The organism is Kaistella yananensis, from assembly GCF_026107505.2.
Lineage (GTDB): Bacteria > Bacteroidota > Bacteroidia > Flavobacteriales > Weeksellaceae > Kaistella > Kaistella yananensis.
On sequence record NZ_JAPCHZ010000005.1, the window covers coordinates 372,629 to 393,058 of the forward strand.

General features: G+C 33.6%; 16 protein-coding genes and 3 pseudogenes. 6 read left to right on the forward strand and 13 right to left on the reverse strand.

Annotated elements, in window-relative coordinates; translation table 11 throughout:
- Position 1: 1 nt before the first annotated feature.
- The 8 genes from OK344_RS10945 to OK344_RS10980 all read right to left on the reverse strand — a co-directional run bounded on the left by OK344_RS10945 (position 2) and on the right by OK344_RS10980 (position 9,592).
- Positions 2–2,815 (reverse strand): 2-oxoglutarate dehydrogenase E1 component, encoded by a 2,814-nt coding sequence (locus OK344_RS10945; RefSeq protein ID WP_265144820.1) that lies wholly within the window; start codon positions 2,813–2,815, stop codon positions 2–4.
- Between the two features lie 98 nt (positions 2,816–2,913).
- On the reverse strand, positions 2,914–3,951 hold the full coding sequence (locus OK344_RS10950; RefSeq protein WP_265144821.1) for an SRPBCC family protein: 1,038 nt from the start codon (positions 3,949–3,951) through the stop codon (positions 2,914–2,916).
- Positions 3,952–4,027: 76 nt separating this feature from the next.
- Entirely contained in the window at positions 4,028–5,296 is a 1,269-nt protein-coding gene (locus tag OK344_RS10955; RefSeq protein WP_265144822.1) for a glucose-1-phosphate adenylyltransferase, read from the reverse strand.
- 661 nt (positions 5,297–5,957) lie between these two features.
- Positions 5,958–6,779 (reverse strand): SMODS-associated NUDIX domain-containing protein, encoded by an 822-nt coding sequence (locus OK344_RS10960; RefSeq protein ID WP_265144823.1) that lies wholly within the window; start codon positions 6,777–6,779, stop codon positions 5,958–5,960.
- Entirely contained in the window at positions 6,776–7,660 is an 885-nt protein-coding gene (locus OK344_RS10965) for an AAA family ATPase (protein WP_122027989.1), read from the reverse strand. Before OK344_RS10965 ends, OK344_RS10960 begins: the two co-directional genes overlap by 4 nt.
- 2 nt (positions 7,661–7,662) lie before the next feature.
- Positions 7,663–8,172, reverse strand: coding sequence for an HORMA-1 domain-containing protein (locus OK344_RS10970; RefSeq protein WP_265144824.1), 510 nt, complete (start codon positions 8,170–8,172; stop codon positions 7,663–7,665).
- A gap of 8 nt (positions 8,173–8,180) precedes the next feature.
- Positions 8,181–9,167, reverse strand: a complete 987-nt coding sequence (locus OK344_RS10975) for a CBASS oligonucleotide cyclase (protein ID WP_265144825.1) — start codon at positions 9,165–9,167, stop codon at positions 8,181–8,183.
- Between the two features lie 248 nt (positions 9,168–9,415).
- On the reverse strand, positions 9,416–9,592 hold the full coding sequence (locus tag OK344_RS10980) for a hypothetical protein (protein WP_162989998.1): 177 nt from the start codon (positions 9,590–9,592) through the stop codon (positions 9,416–9,418).
- Between the two features lie 166 nt (positions 9,593–9,758).
- Here OK344_RS10980 and OK344_RS10985 point away from each other — a divergent pair, with 166 nt between their 5' ends.
- The 5 genes from OK344_RS10985 (at position 9,759) to OK344_RS11005 (ending at position 13,829) form a co-directional block, all read left to right on the forward strand.
- Entirely contained in the window at positions 9,759–10,454 is a 696-nt protein-coding gene (locus OK344_RS10985; RefSeq protein ID WP_122027992.1) for an RNA polymerase subunit sigma, read from the forward strand.
- Positions 10,441–10,785, forward strand: a complete 345-nt coding sequence (locus OK344_RS10990; RefSeq protein WP_122027993.1) for a hypothetical protein — start codon at positions 10,441–10,443, stop codon at positions 10,783–10,785. The genes OK344_RS10985 and OK344_RS10990 overlap by 14 nt, the downstream gene beginning before the upstream one ends.
- Positions 10,778–11,578 (forward strand): ImmA/IrrE family metallo-endopeptidase, encoded by an 801-nt coding sequence (locus OK344_RS10995; RefSeq protein WP_122027994.1) that lies wholly within the window; start codon positions 10,778–10,780, stop codon positions 11,576–11,578. The genes OK344_RS10990 and OK344_RS10995 overlap by 8 nt, the downstream gene beginning before the upstream one ends.
- A gap of 364 nt (positions 11,579–11,942) precedes the next feature.
- The gene (locus OK344_RS11000) at positions 11,943–12,974 is read left to right on the forward strand and encodes a hypothetical protein (RefSeq protein WP_265144826.1); all 1,032 of its coding nucleotides are present in this window, start codon (positions 11,943–11,945) and stop codon (positions 12,972–12,974) included.
- Positions 12,975–12,989: 15 nt separating this feature from the next.
- Positions 12,990–13,829 carry a hypothetical protein gene (locus OK344_RS11005; protein ID WP_265144827.1) on the forward strand — a complete coding sequence of 280 codons (840 nt, stop codon included), beginning with the start codon at positions 12,990–12,992 and terminating at the stop codon, positions 13,827–13,829.
- A gap of 151 nt (positions 13,830–13,980) precedes the next feature.
- Here the strand turns inward: OK344_RS11005 and OK344_RS11010 are convergent.
- The 5 genes and pseudogenes from OK344_RS11010 to OK344_RS11030 all read right to left on the reverse strand — a co-directional run.
- Positions 13,981–14,220, reverse strand: a pseudogene (locus OK344_RS11010) (cupin domain-containing protein); the annotation flags it as partial.
- Positions 14,221–14,284: 64 nt separating this feature from the next.
- A pseudogene (locus OK344_RS11015) lies at positions 14,285–14,716 on the reverse strand (AAA family ATPase); the annotation flags it as partial.
- Positions 14,717–14,987: 271 nt separating this feature from the next.
- A complete protein-coding gene (locus tag OK344_RS11020; protein ID WP_265144828.1) occupies positions 14,988–17,249 on the reverse strand; it encodes a hypothetical protein in 2,262 nt (753 codons plus the stop codon).
- On the reverse strand, positions 17,249–18,427 hold the full coding sequence (locus OK344_RS11025) for a hypothetical protein (protein WP_265144829.1): 1,179 nt from the start codon (positions 18,425–18,427) through the stop codon (positions 17,249–17,251). The genes OK344_RS11020 and OK344_RS11025 overlap by 1 nt, the downstream gene beginning before the upstream one ends.
- A gap of 250 nt (positions 18,428–18,677) precedes the next feature.
- Positions 18,678–18,944: a hypothetical protein gene (locus OK344_RS11030; protein ID WP_265144831.1), complete on the reverse strand. Its 267-nt coding sequence runs from the start codon at positions 18,942–18,944 to the stop codon at positions 18,678–18,680.
- 121 nt (positions 18,945–19,065) lie between these two features.
- On the opposite strand from OK344_RS11030, the pseudogene OK344_RS11035 reads away from it, so the two are divergent.
- Positions 19,066–20,416, forward strand: a pseudogene (locus OK344_RS11035) (IS3 family transposase).
- The last annotated feature ends 14 nt before the right edge of the window (positions 20,417–20,430 follow it).

Below are 20,430 nucleotides of genomic sequence, written 5' to 3' on the forward strand. Positions count from 1 at the left end.
ATTACGCAGTTACCGGTCTTTTTGCAGGCGCATCATCACGGTTGAAAACTCTGTTGATTACATTATTTTGGTTTCTTTCGAACATTTTGTGACTACCCGGAGCCGGTGATCCACTGGCAACCGGTGCAATCACTTGAATCCCTGTATCTCTGAAATTACGCAAGATATAAGCCCACGCTCCCATATTTTCAGGTTCTTCCTGAACCCAAACCAATTGTGTTCTGCTGCTGTATTTGCTTAAGATCTCTTCGATCTTATCTTGTTGAAGAGGGTAAAGCTGTTCTAATCTTACCAATGCAATATTTTCGCAGTTCAGTTCTTCTTTTTTGGCTAAAAGCTCGTAGTAAATCTTACCTGAACACAGGATTAGTTTTTCAATTTTCTTCGGATTTGCAACAGCATCATCAATAATTGGCTGGAACGTTCCGGTCGCAAAATCTTCTAACGGCGATAATACTTTCGGATGACGCAACAGTGATTTCGGAGTCATTACAACCAGAGGTTTTCTAAAATTCCACTTCAGCTGTCTTCTCAACAAGTGGAAATAGTTTGCCGGCGTAGTTGCATTGGCTACAGTCATATTTTCGTTGGCGCAAAGTCCTAAAAATCTTTCGAGTCTCGCAGATGAGTGTTCAGCACCCTGACCTTCAAAACCGTGAGGCAAGAGCATCACCAACCCATTCTGGATTTTCCATTTTTCTTCAGCGGCTGCTAAATACTGGTCGATGATAATCTGAGCTCCGTTGACGAAATCCCCAAACTGTGCTTCCCAGATTGTAAGTGTATTTGGTGAAGCCATGGCATAACCATAATCGAAACCAAGAACTCCATATTCTGAAAGATGCGAATTATAAATATCGAAACGGCTCTCGGAAATATGTCTTAACGGGATGTATTCTTCTTCTGTATCTTCTGTTTTTACCATTGCGTGACGGTGAGAGAAAGTTCCTCTTTCCACGTCTTCCCCGGAAATACGTACATTTTTACCTTCAGTAAGTAAGGTTGCATAAGCAAGCCACTCCCCAAGTGCCCAATCGAGTGAATTGCTCTCGATCATTTTCAAACGGTTTTCGAAAAGTCTGGTAATTTTCGAAATGAATTTTTTATCAGCAGGTAAAGTAGTCATTTTCACTGCCAGCTCTTTCAGCATTTTTAAGTCGAATCCGGTATATACGCTGTTTTGCATGGCACCGCGCGGACAAAGCGGGAAATCTTTCCAGGCATCTTCCATAAAGATAGCCATGGCATTTTTTTCAATTTCCTTGGATGCGTCATAATCTGCATCCAATAGATTTTTGAATTCGCTTTCCATTTTTTTCAGCACCTCATCAGAAACAATTCCTTCCTTAATAAGCACTTCTTTGTAAATCTCGCGTGGATTTGGATGTTTTGAAATCGCTTTATAAAGATTCGGCTGGGTAAAACGAGGCTCATCACCTTCGTTGTGACCGTATTTTCTGTAGCCTAATAAATCGATGTACACGTCTTTACCAAACTGAGCACGGAAATCTGCTGCAAATCTGATGGCATGTACTACAGCTTCCACATCATCAGCATTTACGTGCATCACCGGAGATTCGGTAACTTTAGCAATATCTGTACAGTAAATGGAAGAACGTGCATCCAGGTAATTGGTTGTAAATGAAACCTGATTGTTTACAACAATATGAACTGTACCTCCGGTTTTGTAACCTTCAAGGGTCATCATCTGCGCAACTTCGTACACAATTCCCTGGCCGGCAATTGCACCGTCACCGTGAATTACGATCGGTAAAACTTTCTTGTAATCGTGGTAGGTATCATCTACTTTCGCACGGCATATACCTTCAACCAAAGCTGCAACGGTTTCCAGATGCGAGGGATTCGGGGTAAGGTTGATTGAAACTTCTTCTCCGTTGGCTGTTTTTATTTTTTTGGATGAACCCAAGTGATATTTTACGTCACCTGAAAATACATCCTCCTCAAATTCTTTTCCTTCAAATTCTGAGAAAATCTGTTTGTAAGATTTCCCGAAAATATTGGTGAGTACATTTAATCTTCCACGGTGAGCCATTCCTAACACCACTTCATCAACTCCGTGTTGCGAAGAACGCGTGATGAGCTGATCAAGCGCAGGAATTAGCGATTCACCTCCTTCGAGTGAAAATCTCTTCTGCCCAACGAATTTGGTGTGCAGATAATTTTCAAAAGCAACGGCCTGGTTTAGCTTGCCTAAAATTTCAGTTTTCTCAGAAGCATTGAGCTGAGCACGGTTTTCGTTTACCTGAAGCCATTTTCTGATATACAGTTTTTCATCCGTATTATTAATGTGCATATACTCTACCCCGATAGATTCGCAATAGATATTTTCTAAACGTTTTACAATATCCTGAAGTGTTGCTGCACCCGGCATTCCGATTTCTGTAGCGGAATTGAATTTACGGGTAAGGTCGGCCTGCGTAAGTCCGAAATTTTCGATGGCCAGTGTAGGCTCATAATGTCTTCTCTGGCGAACAGGGTTGGTATTGGTAAACAAATGCCCTCTGTGTCTGTAAGCCTCAATTAAATTTAAAACTTTGAATTCTCTCTGAATATCATCCGGAATTTGACCACTAGATGCAGACTGATTGGCAAACTGCACTACTTTTTCAGATGAATTTGCTGAAACTGAAGTATTTTCAGAAGATTCGTCACCGTAATTTTCGAGCGCAAAATCAAATCCCTGGAAAAATGCTTTCCAGGAAGGCTCCAGACTATCGGGATATCTTAAATATTGTTGGTATAAGTCTTCGATTAACTGCGAATGAGCAGCGTTCAGGAATGAAAATTTGTCCATTATTTACAGATTAACTGTTGTTGATTTATTTTACTACAAATTTAAGCAAAATAAGTGAAGTAATAAAGCTGAAAAATTTTAAAAAACAATTAAACAAATCATCTGTAAACCGGCAAAGATAATTTCATCACTGTATTACTTTCCACAGCCGGTTCTTCGAGGAAGGTTTGCTGCAGATCGCCGGTACGCATCGTATCTTTTTTGGCCTGCTGAAGGAGTTGCTGTATTGCACTAATTCGGCCTGAATAACTGCCCCGGTAATAAATGACATAGTTTCTGGAGGCATTCACCGTTCTGAAGGTGAAGTTGTTATCGGATACACCAATTCTTTTGGAAAGCGGTATTCCGTAGTAATAAGAAACTTCTTTATCTTTAAAATTGTTGGCTTTAGTGATTAAAACCGGCTCGCCGTACTCGTCTTCTCTCTTCCCCAAATCCATTGTTATAAAGTTGAGGGTTTTGTTATGGTTCATCACGATATTCTTAAAAAGCGCGTCTTTGGTATTCTTGGAATTTACATTAACGCCTAAGAGAAGCTGGCCTTCTTTTTCTTCCACCATCAAACTGTCGAATTTCAAATTTTCGCGCGCCTGTTCTTTATTGACTTTGTTTCCTAAGATGTTAAAGAGCGTAATCATTCCGCTTTCAATATTCTGGTTGATATCGTCTTCTGAAATTAAATTAAGTGAACGTTTGAGGAAAGGCTGCTTGGGAGTATGAACATACCAAATGACTCTGGTCTTTCCATTTTCCGGAATAAATTTTAAATCGATAAGATAAGGATTGCGGTTTCGGCCTTCGAATAACTGATAGCGGAGGGTTTTGTTGGGATTTTCGTAACGGATAAACAAGTCACCAAAAACGTCTTCGTTTTTTTTATCGTGGTAACTCATCGAGCTGCCCTGACCCTCATATGGCGTAAAATAATCAAAAGTGAGATTTTTGTTATCAGCAAAAAATCCGCTCCAGCGGCTGAAATTCTGGAGATTATTAAACTGTGGAAAAACCTTATCGACAGGATAATTGATTTCTTTTTCAACGGTGAAACTCTTGCTTTCTGCCACGAAAGTCATAGAGACGGCGTACACTGCCAATAAAAAGATGATAATTAAAGTTCCGAATTTTAACCAACGCATGGGCAAAAATACAAAAATCTCTCACACAAAAAACGCGGCAGTATAAATATTGCCGCGTTGTATAGGTGTTTCTGTTTTAAGGGATAATTGTTCCGGGGTGAATAACCGCATTCTTCTTCACGACTACAATACCGTCTTTTATCGAATGGGTATCGTAATCACCATCCTGAAGATGTTTACCGCCGATGATTCTCACATTATCACCAATCCTGCAGTTTTTGTCCAAGATCGCACGTTCGATATAGCAGTATTTCCCTACACCAAGATTTGCTGTACCTTTCTGGTCATTTATTACGATTTCTTTGGTATCCTGATAATAATCGGCCCCCATCATGTACGTATTAATGAGCGTACTTCCTTTATCGATACGGCTTCTGTTTCCCACAATTGAGTTTTCAATTTTATCTGCCATTACCACACAGCCGTCACCAAAAATAGCTTTACTCACGTATGAACCCAGTATTTTGGATGGTGGAAGCATTCTCGCGCGGGTATAAATCGGCGAATGACTGAATAAATTAAATTTCGGGAAATCCTGCGTGAGCTCCAAATTGGCATCAAAAAACGACTGTATCGTTCCGATATCTGTCCAGTATCCGTCATATTGATAACTGATCATTTTAAACGTTCCAATCCCGTTCGGAATAAGTTCGCCACCGAAATCATCTCCCGGATCATTATCAAACATTTTTTTCAGCATATTTTTACTGAAGACATAAATACCCATTGATGCAAGGAATTCTTTACCTTCGGATCTGCTTTTTTCAGAAACTTCAGACTTCCAGTCATCCAGCACGTCACGCGATGGTTTTTCGATAAATGAGTTAATATTTCCATCATCATCAGCTTTCAAAATACCAAATCCCGGCGCATCCTGCCAATTTACAGGAATGGTTGCAATGGTAATATCCGCTTCATTATTGCAGTGAAAATCGATCATCGCACGAAAATCCATCTGATAAAGCTGATCACCTGAGAGAATCAGGATATAATCATATTCATACTTATCGAGATGCTTCATCGACTGTCGCACCGCATCAGCTGTACCCTGATACCACTGGTCGTTTTCCACATTCTGTTCTGCAGCCAAAATATCTACAAAACCCTTACTGAAGATATCAAAATGGTAAGAATTTTTGATGTGAGAATTTAAAGAAGCCGAATTAAACTGCGTTAAAACCAAAATCCTGTTGAATCCCGAATTCAGGCAGTTGGAAATCGGAATATCCACCAATCTGTATTTTCCGGCTATGGGAACCGCCGGTTTAGAGCGCGAATAAGTTAAAGGAAACAACCGTGTTCCGCGTCCACCGCCGAGCACTATTGAGATGACACTTGGTTTCATAGGATTAAATTTTTGTGTTTGCCAGCAAGATTGATACCTAACAATATTAGTGATTTTTAAGCACTTTTCAAAATACAAAGACGTAAATCATGCTGAGACATGATAAAAAAATTTAGGAAATATAAAAATCCGGAATTCTAACTGAAAAACCCAATGTTAATGTCGTGCAATAGAAATACAGGACTCGGTATATAACAAAAAAAATCTCCCAAATGATTGAGAGATTTTCGCGATCCGGACGGGACTTAATTTATTTTCGTAAATGCCCTATCCATCATCTTTATGCTGCTTTGGCTTTTAACAGGTCACTAAATAGGTCACTGAAAATATACCAATAAGAGCGTCGTTTTCAATGGTGCAAATATAGGTCTTTTTTTAGTTTTACCAAAAAAAAGAAAATTTTTCAAGACTATATTTCACTAAAACACAGACTTTCAAAGACAAAAAATTCCTCTCCATATTTTTCATTCTTAAAATAATAATCATGATAACAAAAATTGTCAATTATATATTTGAATAAACGAAATTAAAAAACTAGGAAATTACTTTTGTGCTAATCTGGTTTATATTTGATAAATTGTAAAAATTTAATTAAGTAAATTCAATGCAATTACCTCCTAATGATTACGTACTATGTCATAAAAATCAACAGTTGATGTTTTTATTTACTCCATTTTAAGTTTTGTGCATACTTTGTATGTGGCCCAATTTCATGCGGAAAAGATTTCGACCCGGTCTCATGCCCTAGTGTTTGAATAACTTCATCTGTAACCCAAATGTAATTTTCAGATGTTTTACTCTTTAAATCTTTAAGTAATGGCATTTGCTCATCATTAATTACTAAGTCAAAAACTTCATAAATAAAAAGACCTTTACCTCCCATATCCAGATCAATTATAGGTGATTGAATTTTTTTCTTAAACTTGTAGTCGATGTATCTAAAAGGCCTCCACTCTAAAATTTCTGTCGCAATTAATTCTTCACAAAATTCTCTCCAAGGCGAAATCTCACGATCCTCTTTTGAATCGAACCATTTAAGAAATTTAATTAGATTTTTACCTTTTACATGAACACGGAGATCATTTTTTGCTATTCCTTTTTCAGTTTCAAATTTTCTATCAGCTCTAACATCTAATTCTTCGAATATTTTTTCACAGCCAGGTAACGTTTTATAACAACCACCCACAGGCTGAAAATATTTTCTTGTTCTGCTTTTAACAAGTAAGTATTCATTTTCAACTTTTATTCTATACAGATATGAAATAGAAACACGAACATCAGTATTTTTTAACAAAACCTTTGACTGGAAATAAAACCCAAGTCTATTGTAGTTTTCATATACAAAAGTTACAATGAAGGTAAGTAAAGTGATATATCCCGTGGTGGAATATTTAGATTCTGTCCAGTTTCCTTTTTCGATATATCCTCCAACGATTAGAATAACAGACAGAATTATTTGTAGAAAGATAGGTCCTTTTTTCATACAATTTTGGGACTTGGATTAAGTTTTTTAATTGTCTCGGCAACAGTTTCAAAATCTAAAGCTTTATCCGGGAAACATTTTGCAACAGCTTCTGGCAATATTCTTAGTCTTATATCTGAAAAAGAAAAAGAAAGTCCATTGTTCGATTCCTCTCCTGACAGGTTAGCCAATTCCTCTAACTGCTTATCTGTAATTTCAACACCAGCGAGAGAGGTTTTAAAAAGAAGCACTCTTTCCTCAAAGGTGGGACGCTCAAATTCTAAAATAATTGCCGCCCTTCTCACAATAGCTTCATCAAGAAAATGCAATCTGTTTGTCGACATAAACAATATTGCTCGCCCATTTAGTTCACGAATTTCATCAATTTTTTGAATCAATGTATTTACAGCTGCTTTTTCTTCCTGATGCATCTGCATAGTAGATCGTGTTGAAGCAATTGCATCTGCTTCGTCAATTAGTAAAAATGCTATTCTTTTCTTACCTGCTTGGGTTTTTAGTTCAGCAAATGCATCATTTACTAAATTGCCCATTTGCCCATGAAGACCTTCTCCTCTTACTCTAGTACTCAGTTTTAGAAAAAAGCCCTCCTTTTTTAATTCTCTAAGCATTCTATCCGCAATAGCTTCTGCAGAAACAGTTTTACCAGTTCCCGCATCACCTGTTAATATAATTAAAGGATATTTCTCTTTGAGTTGTGAGATTACGGGTAGTTCCGTTTTGTGGAATTTCTTACTCCACTCAACTAGACCTTCCTGATCCAACAATAGTTTTAAGTTTGAGAATATCCTACTATACTTGTCTTCAAAACCTATTAAGTGTTTAGCTCTTTCTGCAATTTCTCTGCTAGGAAGTTCTGTTATATTATCGAAAATTGTGCTCATATTTATTTGAAATTCTTTTTTTGTAATTCATATCCATTGCTTGCGTACAACTGTGCGTCTGACTGTTGTAGATGTGGAAAATTAGTATTAATATCTGTACTCCCCCAACTCAGTTTTAATTCCTTTTGAAAATTTGCTTTGTCTTCAAAAGTTAAGCTCCTCCATTTCTGAGTATGAGATAATATGATTGATAGTGAAGTGTTATCAGTATCTGGCCAATCATTATTTTTCCCAGCACGTTCGCTATCGGTTGCATCACCTAAATCATTTACAATAAATTTAGCTGCTTTCACAGGTAAACCCGTATTAGTATTAATCAAGGTTATACTTACTGATTGTAAATAATATTTTTCTGCAAATTTGAGCACATCATGGAAAACCTTATCTACATATTCCATTGTCCACTTATTAGTGCGTCTGGCAATTGTTCTGATATCTGCCTCACAGTTTTCAAATGTTTTTCGTATATCAAGGACAGTATAAGTATTGGTTTTTGTATTTGTTCCGTACATAGTTTAATTTATTTAATGTTAAAGGTTGGGCCGAAGACGCTTTTCCATTCTTGTATAGTATCTCCTTCATTATTTCTTGCTTGAGCAAAGTTCAAAGTATCAAATGCCTCTTCAGCCTCTTCAATAATTTCGTTCCATCTTGGTTTGGTCATTCTCTTTGCAACATTGTTTTCCTTATTAGTGTTGTCTGCTACATAAATAGCTGAATCGTATTGCGACGGAACACTACGAATGGAATCTTGAAAAGTAATTTCGGGAAATTCAGTTGAACTTACAAATTCAAAAAACCGAATGATTCCTTCTTCGATATTTGTTTGGATTCCTTTATTTATGTCAAGATAGGCAACAATCAATTCAATCGTAAAAGAAGATAATCCTGGTTCATTATCAGAAGGTTTTAATTCTTTGTAATTTCTCCACCATTTTATAGCTCTTACAATTGAAGTGTAAGCAGAATTTTCCTGTCTTCTGTTAAGTGAAAAACTTAACTGCTTGGAAATACTGGTAATATACTTTTTACCATTTCCGTGTCTGCTGGGTTGCCATACATAATCCTTTGGTGTGCTTAATGGGACTACAGGAACAATATCAACACTTAATCCTGAGCCTGAAAAATAAATGGTTACCGACTTTGTATTTCCAGCAGCATCCACATCTTTAGAAATGTCTTTTTGTGGATAAATTTCTTTCAAATATTCTACAATAAAATCAAAAAGCTTCCCAATATCATTATGGATATCTTCATCACCAGTAACAAAAAGCACAAGATCAATATCTATGGGATGGTCTCCTGTAGGCTTCAAAATCGTATGCTTTTTCCACGAACCAGCAAGAAGATATTTCTCAACCTTTAATCCGTGTCTGTCATCTTCAGCAATTTTTTTATCTAATTTTTCTTTTAGGTTGTTTACCTGATCTCTATACTTGCCCATGTTTTCAGGCTGCAGTTTGATTTTACTAATAAAAAACTGTAAATCTTTGTCTGATAATTTCATTTTTTTGTTTATTAAATTTATTACATCAAACTTTTCTCCTACAATAGTAGTAATGACAAACTGTCATAAAAGTCTGATTTTAATATAAATAGAGCCAAATGTAATTTTATTTTTCAAAAATATATTACGGAATCCGTAAGCATATTATAATCTTTTAAAGAACTACACCTCTTTCTCATTTATATAATGATATTAAAAATTGGTAAACTCCAAGTATCATTTTTAGGATACCTGGAGCTTAAATGGAGTTACTTTTCCTTGGTAACTCCTTTGAAGGGAGTGTTACTAGAAGTTTTTACATCCATAAATCTACCTGTAGCAGTATCGCGTTTCACCCAAGAATCTGTTTGTGGATTGTAGGTTTGGGAACGCCCCTTAACTGCTCCGTTTCTGTGACCGTCTCCAGCCGGTTTGTTAGTTGCCATAATTAGTATGCATTTTTTCCTTTAACATTCTAGGCCATAAAAGAATTGACCATTGAACAAACTTCAAACATATACTAATTCCATTAGAAAGATTTTTTTAACTTTGAAGTATATGAGCCTATCCACTCATATACTAATTCCATTAGTAATGCTTTTTGGTATATAGATGAATGTAGAACAAAAAAAAACCGATGAAATAGTTTTTGAGACATTACCCAGTGATGAGCTTATAGATTATATTTCTTTTAAAGAAGAATATCCTGAAGAAGCTGCTGCAGCGTTTACTGAGTTTTGTAGTAGGTTTGAAAGAGATATTTTGCAAAAAGCAGAAATATATTGTAATAAATTTAATTACAGTGAGGTTGTTGCACTTGAAATAGCAACTTGTGCTTTTGCCCGCGTTTGGAAATATCATTCTTTTAATAAAAGTAAAGCCAAGTATCCGGATGATATTGATCGGTCGATTTTGTTATGGCTTTATCCAATAGTATATACTCAATTGGTAAAATATGGAGATCTAAATACCTGTGCGGAACCTGATGAAGACGATTTATCAATTGTAGAGAATATTGATGATCTAATTTCTTTAACAGTAGGAGACGACGATATACAAAAGAAAAGAGAGCTGAAAATTAGATTAGAAATCATTGAGAGAGCTATTCTAGGTTTATCTGAAAAACATAAGATTGTGTATCTTACATATAAAGCTTACGAAAATACCGGAAAAAAAAATATACCAAGGTCGGTGGGTAAAAAATTGAGAGACAGATTGAATTTAGTTCAAAATTCAATTCAGGTTTATAAAAAAGAAGCTAACGATCACATTAATAACTATCTAAAAGCTTTCAATGGGAATAGATAAAAAATATATAGGAAAGGTTACAGAGACTAACCTTGATGATTGGTTACACTCAACAGGTTTTTTATTTCCTCAGACTAAAACTCAGATAGAGAGGTTTAATAAACTTTATGAAGATTATGATTTTAAGTTGAAAAACACAGGTATTAATGTCAAATCAATTATTGATGGTTCTTTTTGCGTTGAAAAAGAATCAAAAATTATATCAATTGACACAAACCTAAGTCATGAAATAGAAAGTTTGAAAATGGTCGCCAGAAAAGGGCAAAGCAATATTTCTCAAAGCGTCTTTGACAAAATGAAAGAGAATCAGAAAAAGAAGAAAGGTGATTGATAGCAGTTCCTTATCAAAAATTAAAAAGATTGCTGGGTCCATTAGTGGAAATTTCAATACTGAAAAAATAATTCCATTACATCTTATTGCAGAATCTGAGGACATTGAGGTGTTTTATGACCATTATGACAAAGGGACTTTTGATGGAATGACTGTATATGATGATAATGAATTTTATATTCATATTAATATAGATAATCATAATAGGTTTAATTCTCCACGTTCTAGATTTACACTAGCTCACGAACTTGGACACTATTTTATAGACACACATCGCGTTGGGCTAAAACTGGGAATTTTAGAACCTCATCCCTCGAAAATTGACAAGGTTCAATTCGATAAAATTGAAAGAGAAGCAGATTATTTTGCGGCTTGTCTCTTAATGCCGGAAGAATCTTTTCAACGAGATTTATGGAAGAGAAAAAAATTTAGTTTTAAAGTAATTGATGAGTTAAGCAAGGAATATAATGTTAGTAAAACTTCATGTGCACTCAGATTTGCAGAAATAGGAAACCATCCTATCAAAATAGTTTATGCTGAGAATGGATTTGTGAAATGGCAAAAAAACAGTCAGGGCTTCCCTTTCTGGAACTTACTTAATGATAAAAAAGTTCCTGAAGGTTTAGCTATGGCTGATTATTTTAATAATGTAAAAACTTCAATTGAAAATCCAGAAGAAATTTTTGCTATAGATTGCTTTGAAGGTGTAAAATCTGAAGATTCCAGAAGAATTTTTTATGAACATTGTATAGTGTATGAAAATTGTGCACTAAGTATTATTTGGGAAGATTAAATATTCCTTAAATTGAAAAATTCAATCTAAATACACTTTATACATTATAGTAAATATTCAAAATTTTAATCTAAAGTTATCATAGATAAATTAGAAGTAAATCAAGTGACTATCTATTCGAAGTAAAATTATATTTTAATAAAAATCAACTCTATTCCTTTCATAGAATTAAACTGGATAGAGTATCAAATAAATAATATTTGGTAACTACATCCAAATATTTCAATTATCTAACGATGCGGTGTGAAAACTTCTTCTTTCCTTTTGATTTTAATGGTTTTATATGTGATCGGAAAAATAAAAACAAATATTGGTACTTTGAATATCTTAACAAGAGAAAAAACAATTAAACATCTGATTTACGGTGAGTGAAATGTCCGATTTTAAAAAGAATTATTTTAAGCATCTTGAAGAAGAAGCCACGGCGATATTGAAAGAAAATCAAAATATTATATCTGCATTTATCAACTTTGCACAATCAAAGAATATTGATTTGACTGAGCACGAATTTAAGTGTAGTCAGGTATCAGGAATAACCGTTAACTCAAAAAATTTATTCTTAAAATTTAACGAAGATATTATACCTGACAAAGATGGTTTATTAGATTACAAATATCTCAATTCAAAATTTAAAAAACACGTCTTTAGTGATGGATATTTTTTTGCTGACAATTACATAATTATGGCTGACTATTTATTTAGACGAGCATACTCTCCCCATAATGGTTTTCAACCAAGATTTATTGAAAAATTTTGGAGAATGGATCCTGCGGATTATGATGAAATAAAAATTAGATTGGATGTTGATAATTTAAAAATAGATATACAAGATTCTTCCCTATTAGAACTTGATACTTGGTATGGTGCAACTTTTAATCAAGATGTTGGGAAAATTTCCGATCAAGTAGTTAAACTGAGACCTTCTTATGATTTTGACGATTTTGATATATCTTCATTATTCGGAGGTACTTATTCCGTAGACGTTAAGTGGTCTTCATCACAAAATATTAAAACTTTTCAGGCAGAGGAATTTAAAACAGAAAGTATTAATTTGACAATTGCTGAAGAATTATACTTCCCAGTTCGCTTTGTTCATGCAGAATTTGATATGAATACAAATACTTTCAGACACTTTGATGGTGCATTCCATTTCTACACAGAACAAGAGTATTATCAAAGAAGAGATTTAGATCTCAACTACAATAAAAAGGAATACTCTCAAATTAAATCGAGATCAAAAAAATTATTTAAAATTAATGGTCAAATTTCAACTGAAACTTTTGTAGATCTCACAAGTCATTTTTTCTCAAAAAATCCTCTGATATATGAGTACTTTACCGGTCAATACCCTCAACATATAAAAGATGTTTTAGAGAAAATAAGAAATAATAATTAGTAACACTTGTAAAATATGAAATGTTGGATCTGTCAAATTAACGAAGCAAATTCGGAGGAACATAAATTTAAGGCATCTGATATAAGACGCCAATTTGGTAAATCTTTTGACGCTGTTTATTATGACGGAGAAAAGCTATACCCTTTTAATTCTCCAAAAGATAAACTGATTAAATTCCCAAAAATCATTTGTATTGATTGTAATAACAACAAGACGAGAAATGCTGATGATGCCTACACTATATTTTTTGAGAATATAGACAAAATCAACAATATGATTGAGCAAACAGGACATATCAATTATAACGAGATTTTTCCGAGTAATTGGAAATCTTCAAAAATTGACATACATCGTTATTTTGCAAAGCACGCAGGATGTAAAATAATGACTAGCAATTTTGTCGATCAAGTGGATATTTCTCAGCTTCGATTATTTATATTGGGTAAAGAAAATGTTCCTAATTTTTATGTCAGAATTTTTCTCAACGAGATTACAAAAGAATTTACTGAACAACTTAAAATAAATCCTCGTGATAAATACCGGAGTAATATAGCATTTGGATCAACAATCTATGTTGGAGAAAGTAATGATATTGGTTTTGCAGGGAGCATTATCAATGGTTCGTTACGAATAGAATGGTATTATGGAAATCAAAATCACTTTAATAGAAGTATTGACTTTAGTACAGAATCAGATTTTGTTAAAAAAATCAATATTGAGGATTACTATCCTAAAGCTTTCACCGATTTTATTAACGAAGACTTTTTTTCATATTTAAATTTTGGAAAATATCATTTGAATGAAGAACTTCTTAAAAACCATTATCGAACTATGTTTAGAAGTCTTACCGTTTAGACAAAATATTTAATATTCTAATTAATAAAAGTAAACTGCCGAATTATATTTTGACTTACTCAAAATAAAATCTGGTAAAATTAATTAGATAGTTACCAAATTTATTTTTGATTGGTTAATAATTATAGCTTAAAAATCTTCTCCATCTACATTATTTATGATACTCTTCTTCTGTGACAGATTGTAACCATACTACAGAACCATTCTTATTATCAGTGATTGCAACCTGAACAAAATAAGAATCCTTACTGGCACCGTGCCAATGCTCGACATTTGCCGGACATTTGATAACATCGCCCTTGTGTAAAATCTTTTTTTGTTGCCCTTTTTCCTGATAATATCCTACCCCATCAGTTACAAGGATAATCTGTCCACCAGGATGGAGAAGGCAAGCACTTTTCCTGCCCGCTTTTCCACATCCGACAACAACAGCAGTAAAATATCAAGAAAAAATTCTACTTTTGATGTGTACTGAAAATGGGGAGCTTACACACTGCTGTGAGCTGATAACCGTCTTCATCAGCACCAGCCTTTATGTCAACAGCTATTATTTTTTCAGCTCGGCGTTGTACATCATAATTAAGTTTCAAAAATGGTTTAGCTTCTTCGGCTGTGCCTGTCCAACCTAACCATTCTGTGAAGTTTTTGGCTTCGTTAGGTGTTAAGTCGTCGAAAATCAATTCTATTCTGAAACGACTTGCTTCATTATAAAAGTCTCTGTCTTCAACTCTGATATAATCATAGCTATGGGTTTTAAGAACAAGTTTTATAGCATCAATAATAGCTGTTTTACCCGAATCATTTTCGCCTATAACTACATTTAAACCTTTGGTAAATTTTAAATCCAAATTTGGATTTCCAAGATCTATTTCATTCTCCGAACCGAATTTCCTAAAATTCTACAATTTTATATTAGATAAATACATCAATAATTATTAATAGGTTTATATTAAACAAAGTTATAAAATCAACTAACACTAAAACTCTCACTTCCTCATTAATAAAACTATTCCCTTTCTTAACATAGTGTAGTCAAGTACTGAAATAAATTTAAAAAAATAGGCTTTGCGTCTTATCTACTGTTTGGTAGGTAGGTATGAAAACATTAGAAAATAGTAGAATGACTAGTCTTTTAATTCTAATGAAATTATACTAATCCTATAAACTCTTCTCATAAACTTTGAAAATTATCTTACGCAAAATCTGAATGTGTTCATTTTCAATTTTACTAAGTTCATCTATCAAAGGAAGGTAGTGTTCTTTAAACAAACGTAATTTACCTATAGACATAGCATGTAGAAACTCCAATAATGCTTCTCCTTGATATTCGTCATTATGTTTCGCAAAAGTCTTTAAAAGCATCAACATATCTTCAGAATTCTTGCGACTAAATGAATAATTTAGTTCATCATTTTTTGCAGCTCGAAGAATTGCTGCTTGAATAATACCGTCATTGAAACGATTAAAAATAAATGGATCAAGTAAATTTTTCACAAAATTAGTTTGATAAAGTCCGTCAACTCTATTATTTCTCATATTATTTAAAACACAAGAAATAGTAAAATAGACATCCGACTGAGATACATTTCCAAAATAATCATTACTATTAAAGAAAGCTGAATTTTTTCGGATTTTCAACTCATTTCCTAAAATGTCAGGATAAAAGATTTTTTGTGAGCCCCCTTTGAATTCCTTATTTGAAAAGTTAGTTATTGTTGTTATTCTTTCTTTTATAAAACTGGATGGTTCATTCAAACCTTCTTGAATTTCTCTCAAATGGTCTAACTCGATTTCCCAAGGTGTTTGGAAATTAGAATTATCACAATTAATAGTTTCTATTTCGACAAATGAACTATTTTCGGCTCCATACAACCCATATTTAATATTACTTTTAAGCTCTTTATGCTTGTCAGAATCACTAATTCTATTGATTCCAACAAAGTAGATAAGCCGGATATTGTTGTAGTTTCTGAAAAACCTACTTAAATAAAGTAAGTTTTTTCCATTTGTGATACAAGAGGCCACAATCAAAATGGAGCCAGATTCGTCTTCAAGAATCTTTTTATCAGCTAGTTCCGAGTGATTTATAACTTCAATAGAATTCTTAGAAAAGCATTTTGTCTTTTCTAAGATATACTTTGCTAATAACTCTGAACCCTTATCGTTTAAATGAATAATATATTTTAATGATGCTGGTACATATTGATTAACAAATGCATCTATCTTATTTTTATGATTTTCATATTGCTTATTTTCAATATTTTTAATAATATTCTCGTAATCAATATACAAGTTGTATTTTTTTCTGTTAATAGTATCTTCACTAAAAGAAACTTTTAAAGAAGTACCTGTTTCCTCATTATATTTGAATACCTCCACAAAATCTTTTAAGGACTTTGATATATATTTACTTGCAACAATATTCCTACTATTTATAATAGGTTCGTCCAAACTGAAGGAATCACCAACTATCTTGATTGCAGTCGATTGATTATCACAAAAGGAACATTTTTCGCCTGCTTTGAATTGCTTATAAATTTCTAATCCGTAACTAAATTTTTCATTCTGTTCTAAATTACAAAGCACTCTTTCTAGAGAAAGATTTGAAGCTTTTTCTATAGGTAGATAGTAAAGGACACAAACATTTTTTGAGTCTATTTCTGGATGATTTTCTTTTAAATAATGAACTAAACCTCCCGAAGTGGATGCAGATATTAAAAAAATAGAATCTTTATAGAATCTTGTATTTTTACTAAATATACCATCGTAAGATTTAAAAGATTCTATATTAAAATCTTCTCTATTCTCATATCTTTTCAGGTATTGCCCCATAGAATACCCAATTACATTTATCGATAATGTGTCACAATAAATATTTTTAATTTCGGCGTATTTAAATAAATGCAAAAGATTTAATCCAATAAAATCAATTTCACTTTTTTGCACTAATACATTTGCTGTTCTTAAAAATTTGGTTGAATGTTTTCCTGATGGAAAAACATAATGATGAGAAACACCATTACTTTCTACTAGGCCTCCATTTGATATAAAAATATTTGCTAATCCTTGATTAACTATTTCCTTAAAATTTTCTCTCAGAAAGCTATCTTTCTTTGAAAAGATAAAATCTGATTTATTGTAGCCAACATAAAAAATACTCTCTACAAGTGAATTTTCTTCTGCTTTCGGAATACTTCTAAATATCTTATCAAGATTATCTTTCAGGTGGGAATCTATTGAAGAAAAACAAGAGCAATGAAGAAAAACAAGAGCATTCGTTTGATGGAAATCTCGAAAGTGTTCCGTTAATTCATTTTTTAAAGCGCCAAAATCAAATTCGATATTTGGATTAAATATTATTGTAGCACTCTTATATTTTTTATCTTCAATATTTGAGTTGTAAATGTAGAATTTCCCCATTATCTATTGCTTTTAAATGGATATAGAATACTGATATAAGAACCTCGCGATTTAGTGATATTATCTGTTTTGAAATTATCATTATTCCAATCTTCAAGCTTCAAATCCTTTAGTTTTTCTACGTCAATAGGTTTGTAATTGTCTTTTATTAAATCCCTGTAAACACAATACTTATCAGTTGAAATTTTCACAAAACCTTTTTTATTTAATATGTTTAAAATACGGTCTAATCCTATACCTTTCTTCGATTTAAGGTTGGAGGTGGAAGAAGTTTGATTTTTTATAAGACATTTTTTAATAACCTCTAAATCAGTTAAATCTTCTTTTTGAATAAATTTATCGATAAATCCTACTCCAGAATCAAATACAAGAATTTCTAAATAATAAATTTGATTTTGATCATTTATACAGTTTTCTAAAATAAATGGGTGTTGAAAAAAAGATTGGATAGGTGTTTCCTCAAACTCTTCCAATATTTTTTTACTATTATTTATATGAAATCTAAAATAAACTCCACGTATACTCGCTGGAATCTCAATTAAATTTTGGTCTGTTTTGCCCCATTCGTAAGTGTTTTTTGTTAACTCATAAACTATTGCACCAATATCTTCGATAAGGTTCTCAAGCTCGACTTTATTGCTTTTATTAAAGGTCAAAACATACTCATTAAAAATTTTCTTGACACTATATTTAATTTGATCCTCATCATCATTGAAGCCATCAGGATTTTCAAGTAATCTGATTAAACCCTTGTTTTTTGAAAGATGATCCGTATTAGTCAAAATATACTTATTGCCCTTTATCCTAGCTAACGAATTCATTTTTATGAAAAATTCATTTTGCTTTTCTCTTAAGCTATCTTTAATATTTACATTATTTTTATCAGTGAAATTTGATGTATTCCACAATAATGAAATTATAGGATAAGCATACTCTTCATCATAAAAACTGATTAGATTTTCATTATCTACATCTAGTATTAATGTCTGGATTTTTGATTTACTATTTAACGTTATAATAAACTTCAACAAATCTCCCAATAATCCAAAGGTATATTTGTTTAATGAACCTGGAATTTTAAGATGTATATTGCTCACATCCTGGTTATTTATATATTTTTTATATAAATCCTCCATTTTATTTGGAGTGATATTTTTAGGTATTGTTATTTCAGTCATTGATTTCTTATTAAATGATACTTAATTTACAGATTAAAAGGAGGATTTGTTATTATAAAATTAACGAGTCTATCTACTGTATTTTCATACCAATTTATTGCAGGAGCAAAAAGTCCAGAAGAATGTCTTCTTGTAATCCGTGCCAAAGGAATTTCAAACACATTTGCATCTGTCGGATTTATTTTTATTGTGGTGAAAAAATAACTTCTTTCCCAATCAATATCTCTTACACTACTCACAATAATATCGATTATTTAGCACTACTATGCTTAATGATAAAATCTCTTAAATTATTTATAGCTGCTGCATCATCACTTGGTGAGCTTACTATAACATATTGACTTTGTACTTTTACAACTCTATGCAATAGGATTAAAAAATCTGTTCCTCCTACCGGAGGAAATATACCATCAGCAATTGTAAATGAAAATGGTGTAGATAATAACAAGTTTGTTAATCTTGTAACTGTTGAAGTTTTACCTGAATCAGGCTCACCTCCAAATAATAGAAAATTCATAGTGGTTATTAGTTTTTTATTAATAGTTAAATTAGTGTAAATCGTCAGCAAAAAGTGTACTGATTTAAGCTAAAACTAAGATAGTGTTTTTGTAATCATTTAATAATTAAATTTGAATATTATGAGAACAGAAAAGAAGTCCACACCGGAGACTTACCTGAAATACATCAGAAGAAAAACCAGAAGAGTTTTCACGGCTGAGCAAAAGATCCTTGTTGTGATGGAAGCACTCAGAGCAGAAACATCCATTGCAGAGCTCTGCCGCAAATACGCCATACAGGAATCCACCTTTTACAAATGGAACAAAGAGTTTATTGAGGCCGGCAAGAAGCGTCTTTCAGGAGATACCACCCGTGAAGCCACTTCCGACGAAGTCGCACTTCTGCGGGAAGAAAACCGTAAACTCAAGGAAACGGTTGCCGATCTTGTTATCCGTTACGACATCATAAAAAAAAGTTTGGAAATTCTGGGATAACGGAAAAATACCGTAAGTATATGAGATTATCCGCAGAAGAGAAACTGGAAATCATCCGCATGGTTACCAGAAGCGAGATTGGCGTAAACAGGACACTTCAGGAACTGAGCATCCACAAAAGCACTTTTTACAACTGGTACAGATTGTATCTGGAAAAAGGAGATGCGGGATTTTTCAACGCTCCCAAATCGCGCAGACAATGGAACAGCATTCCTGAAGAGGAGAAAAATCTGGTGGTGGAAACCGCTTTGGAACATCCCGAACTCTCCAGCCGCGAAGTAGCGCATACCTTAACCGATGAACAGGGAATTTTCATCTCAGAATCCAGCGTTTACCGCATTCTGAAACACAGAGGCCTGATTACAGCACCGTCACACATTTTGATTTCGGCAGCCAACGAGTTTAAGGACAAACCAACTTTGTACACCAGATGTGGCAGACGGATTTTACCTACTTCAAGATCATCGGTTGGGGTTGGTATTACCTGAGTACCGTAATCGACGATTTTAGCCGATATATTGTGCACTGGGAACTCTGTGAAACCATGAAGGCAGAGGATGTGCAGCGCACCATTGACCGGGCTGTGAAAAAGGCAGGATTAAGAAAAGGACAGATGCCCAAACTTCTTTCCGACAACGGTTCCTGCTACGTTGCTGCAGAACTGAAGGATTATCTGAAAGAGAATCACGATATGAATCAGATTAACGGAAAACCGGCACATCCGCAAACCCAGGGAAAGATTGAACGCTATCACCGGACGATGAAAAACGTCGTGAAACTGCACCATTACTACAGTCCGGAAGAACTGGAGGCTGCTTTGGAAGAATTCGTAAACCTCTACAACAACGAGCGTTATCATGAATCACTGAAAAACCTCACTCCAGCTGACGTTTACTTCGGAAGAACCGACGAAATCCTTAAAACGAGGGCAGAAATCAAAAAGCAGACGCTTTTAAGAAGAAGAAATGAATATTTTAAACAAAAATTGTTGTTGTAAAACCTAGAAAAAAG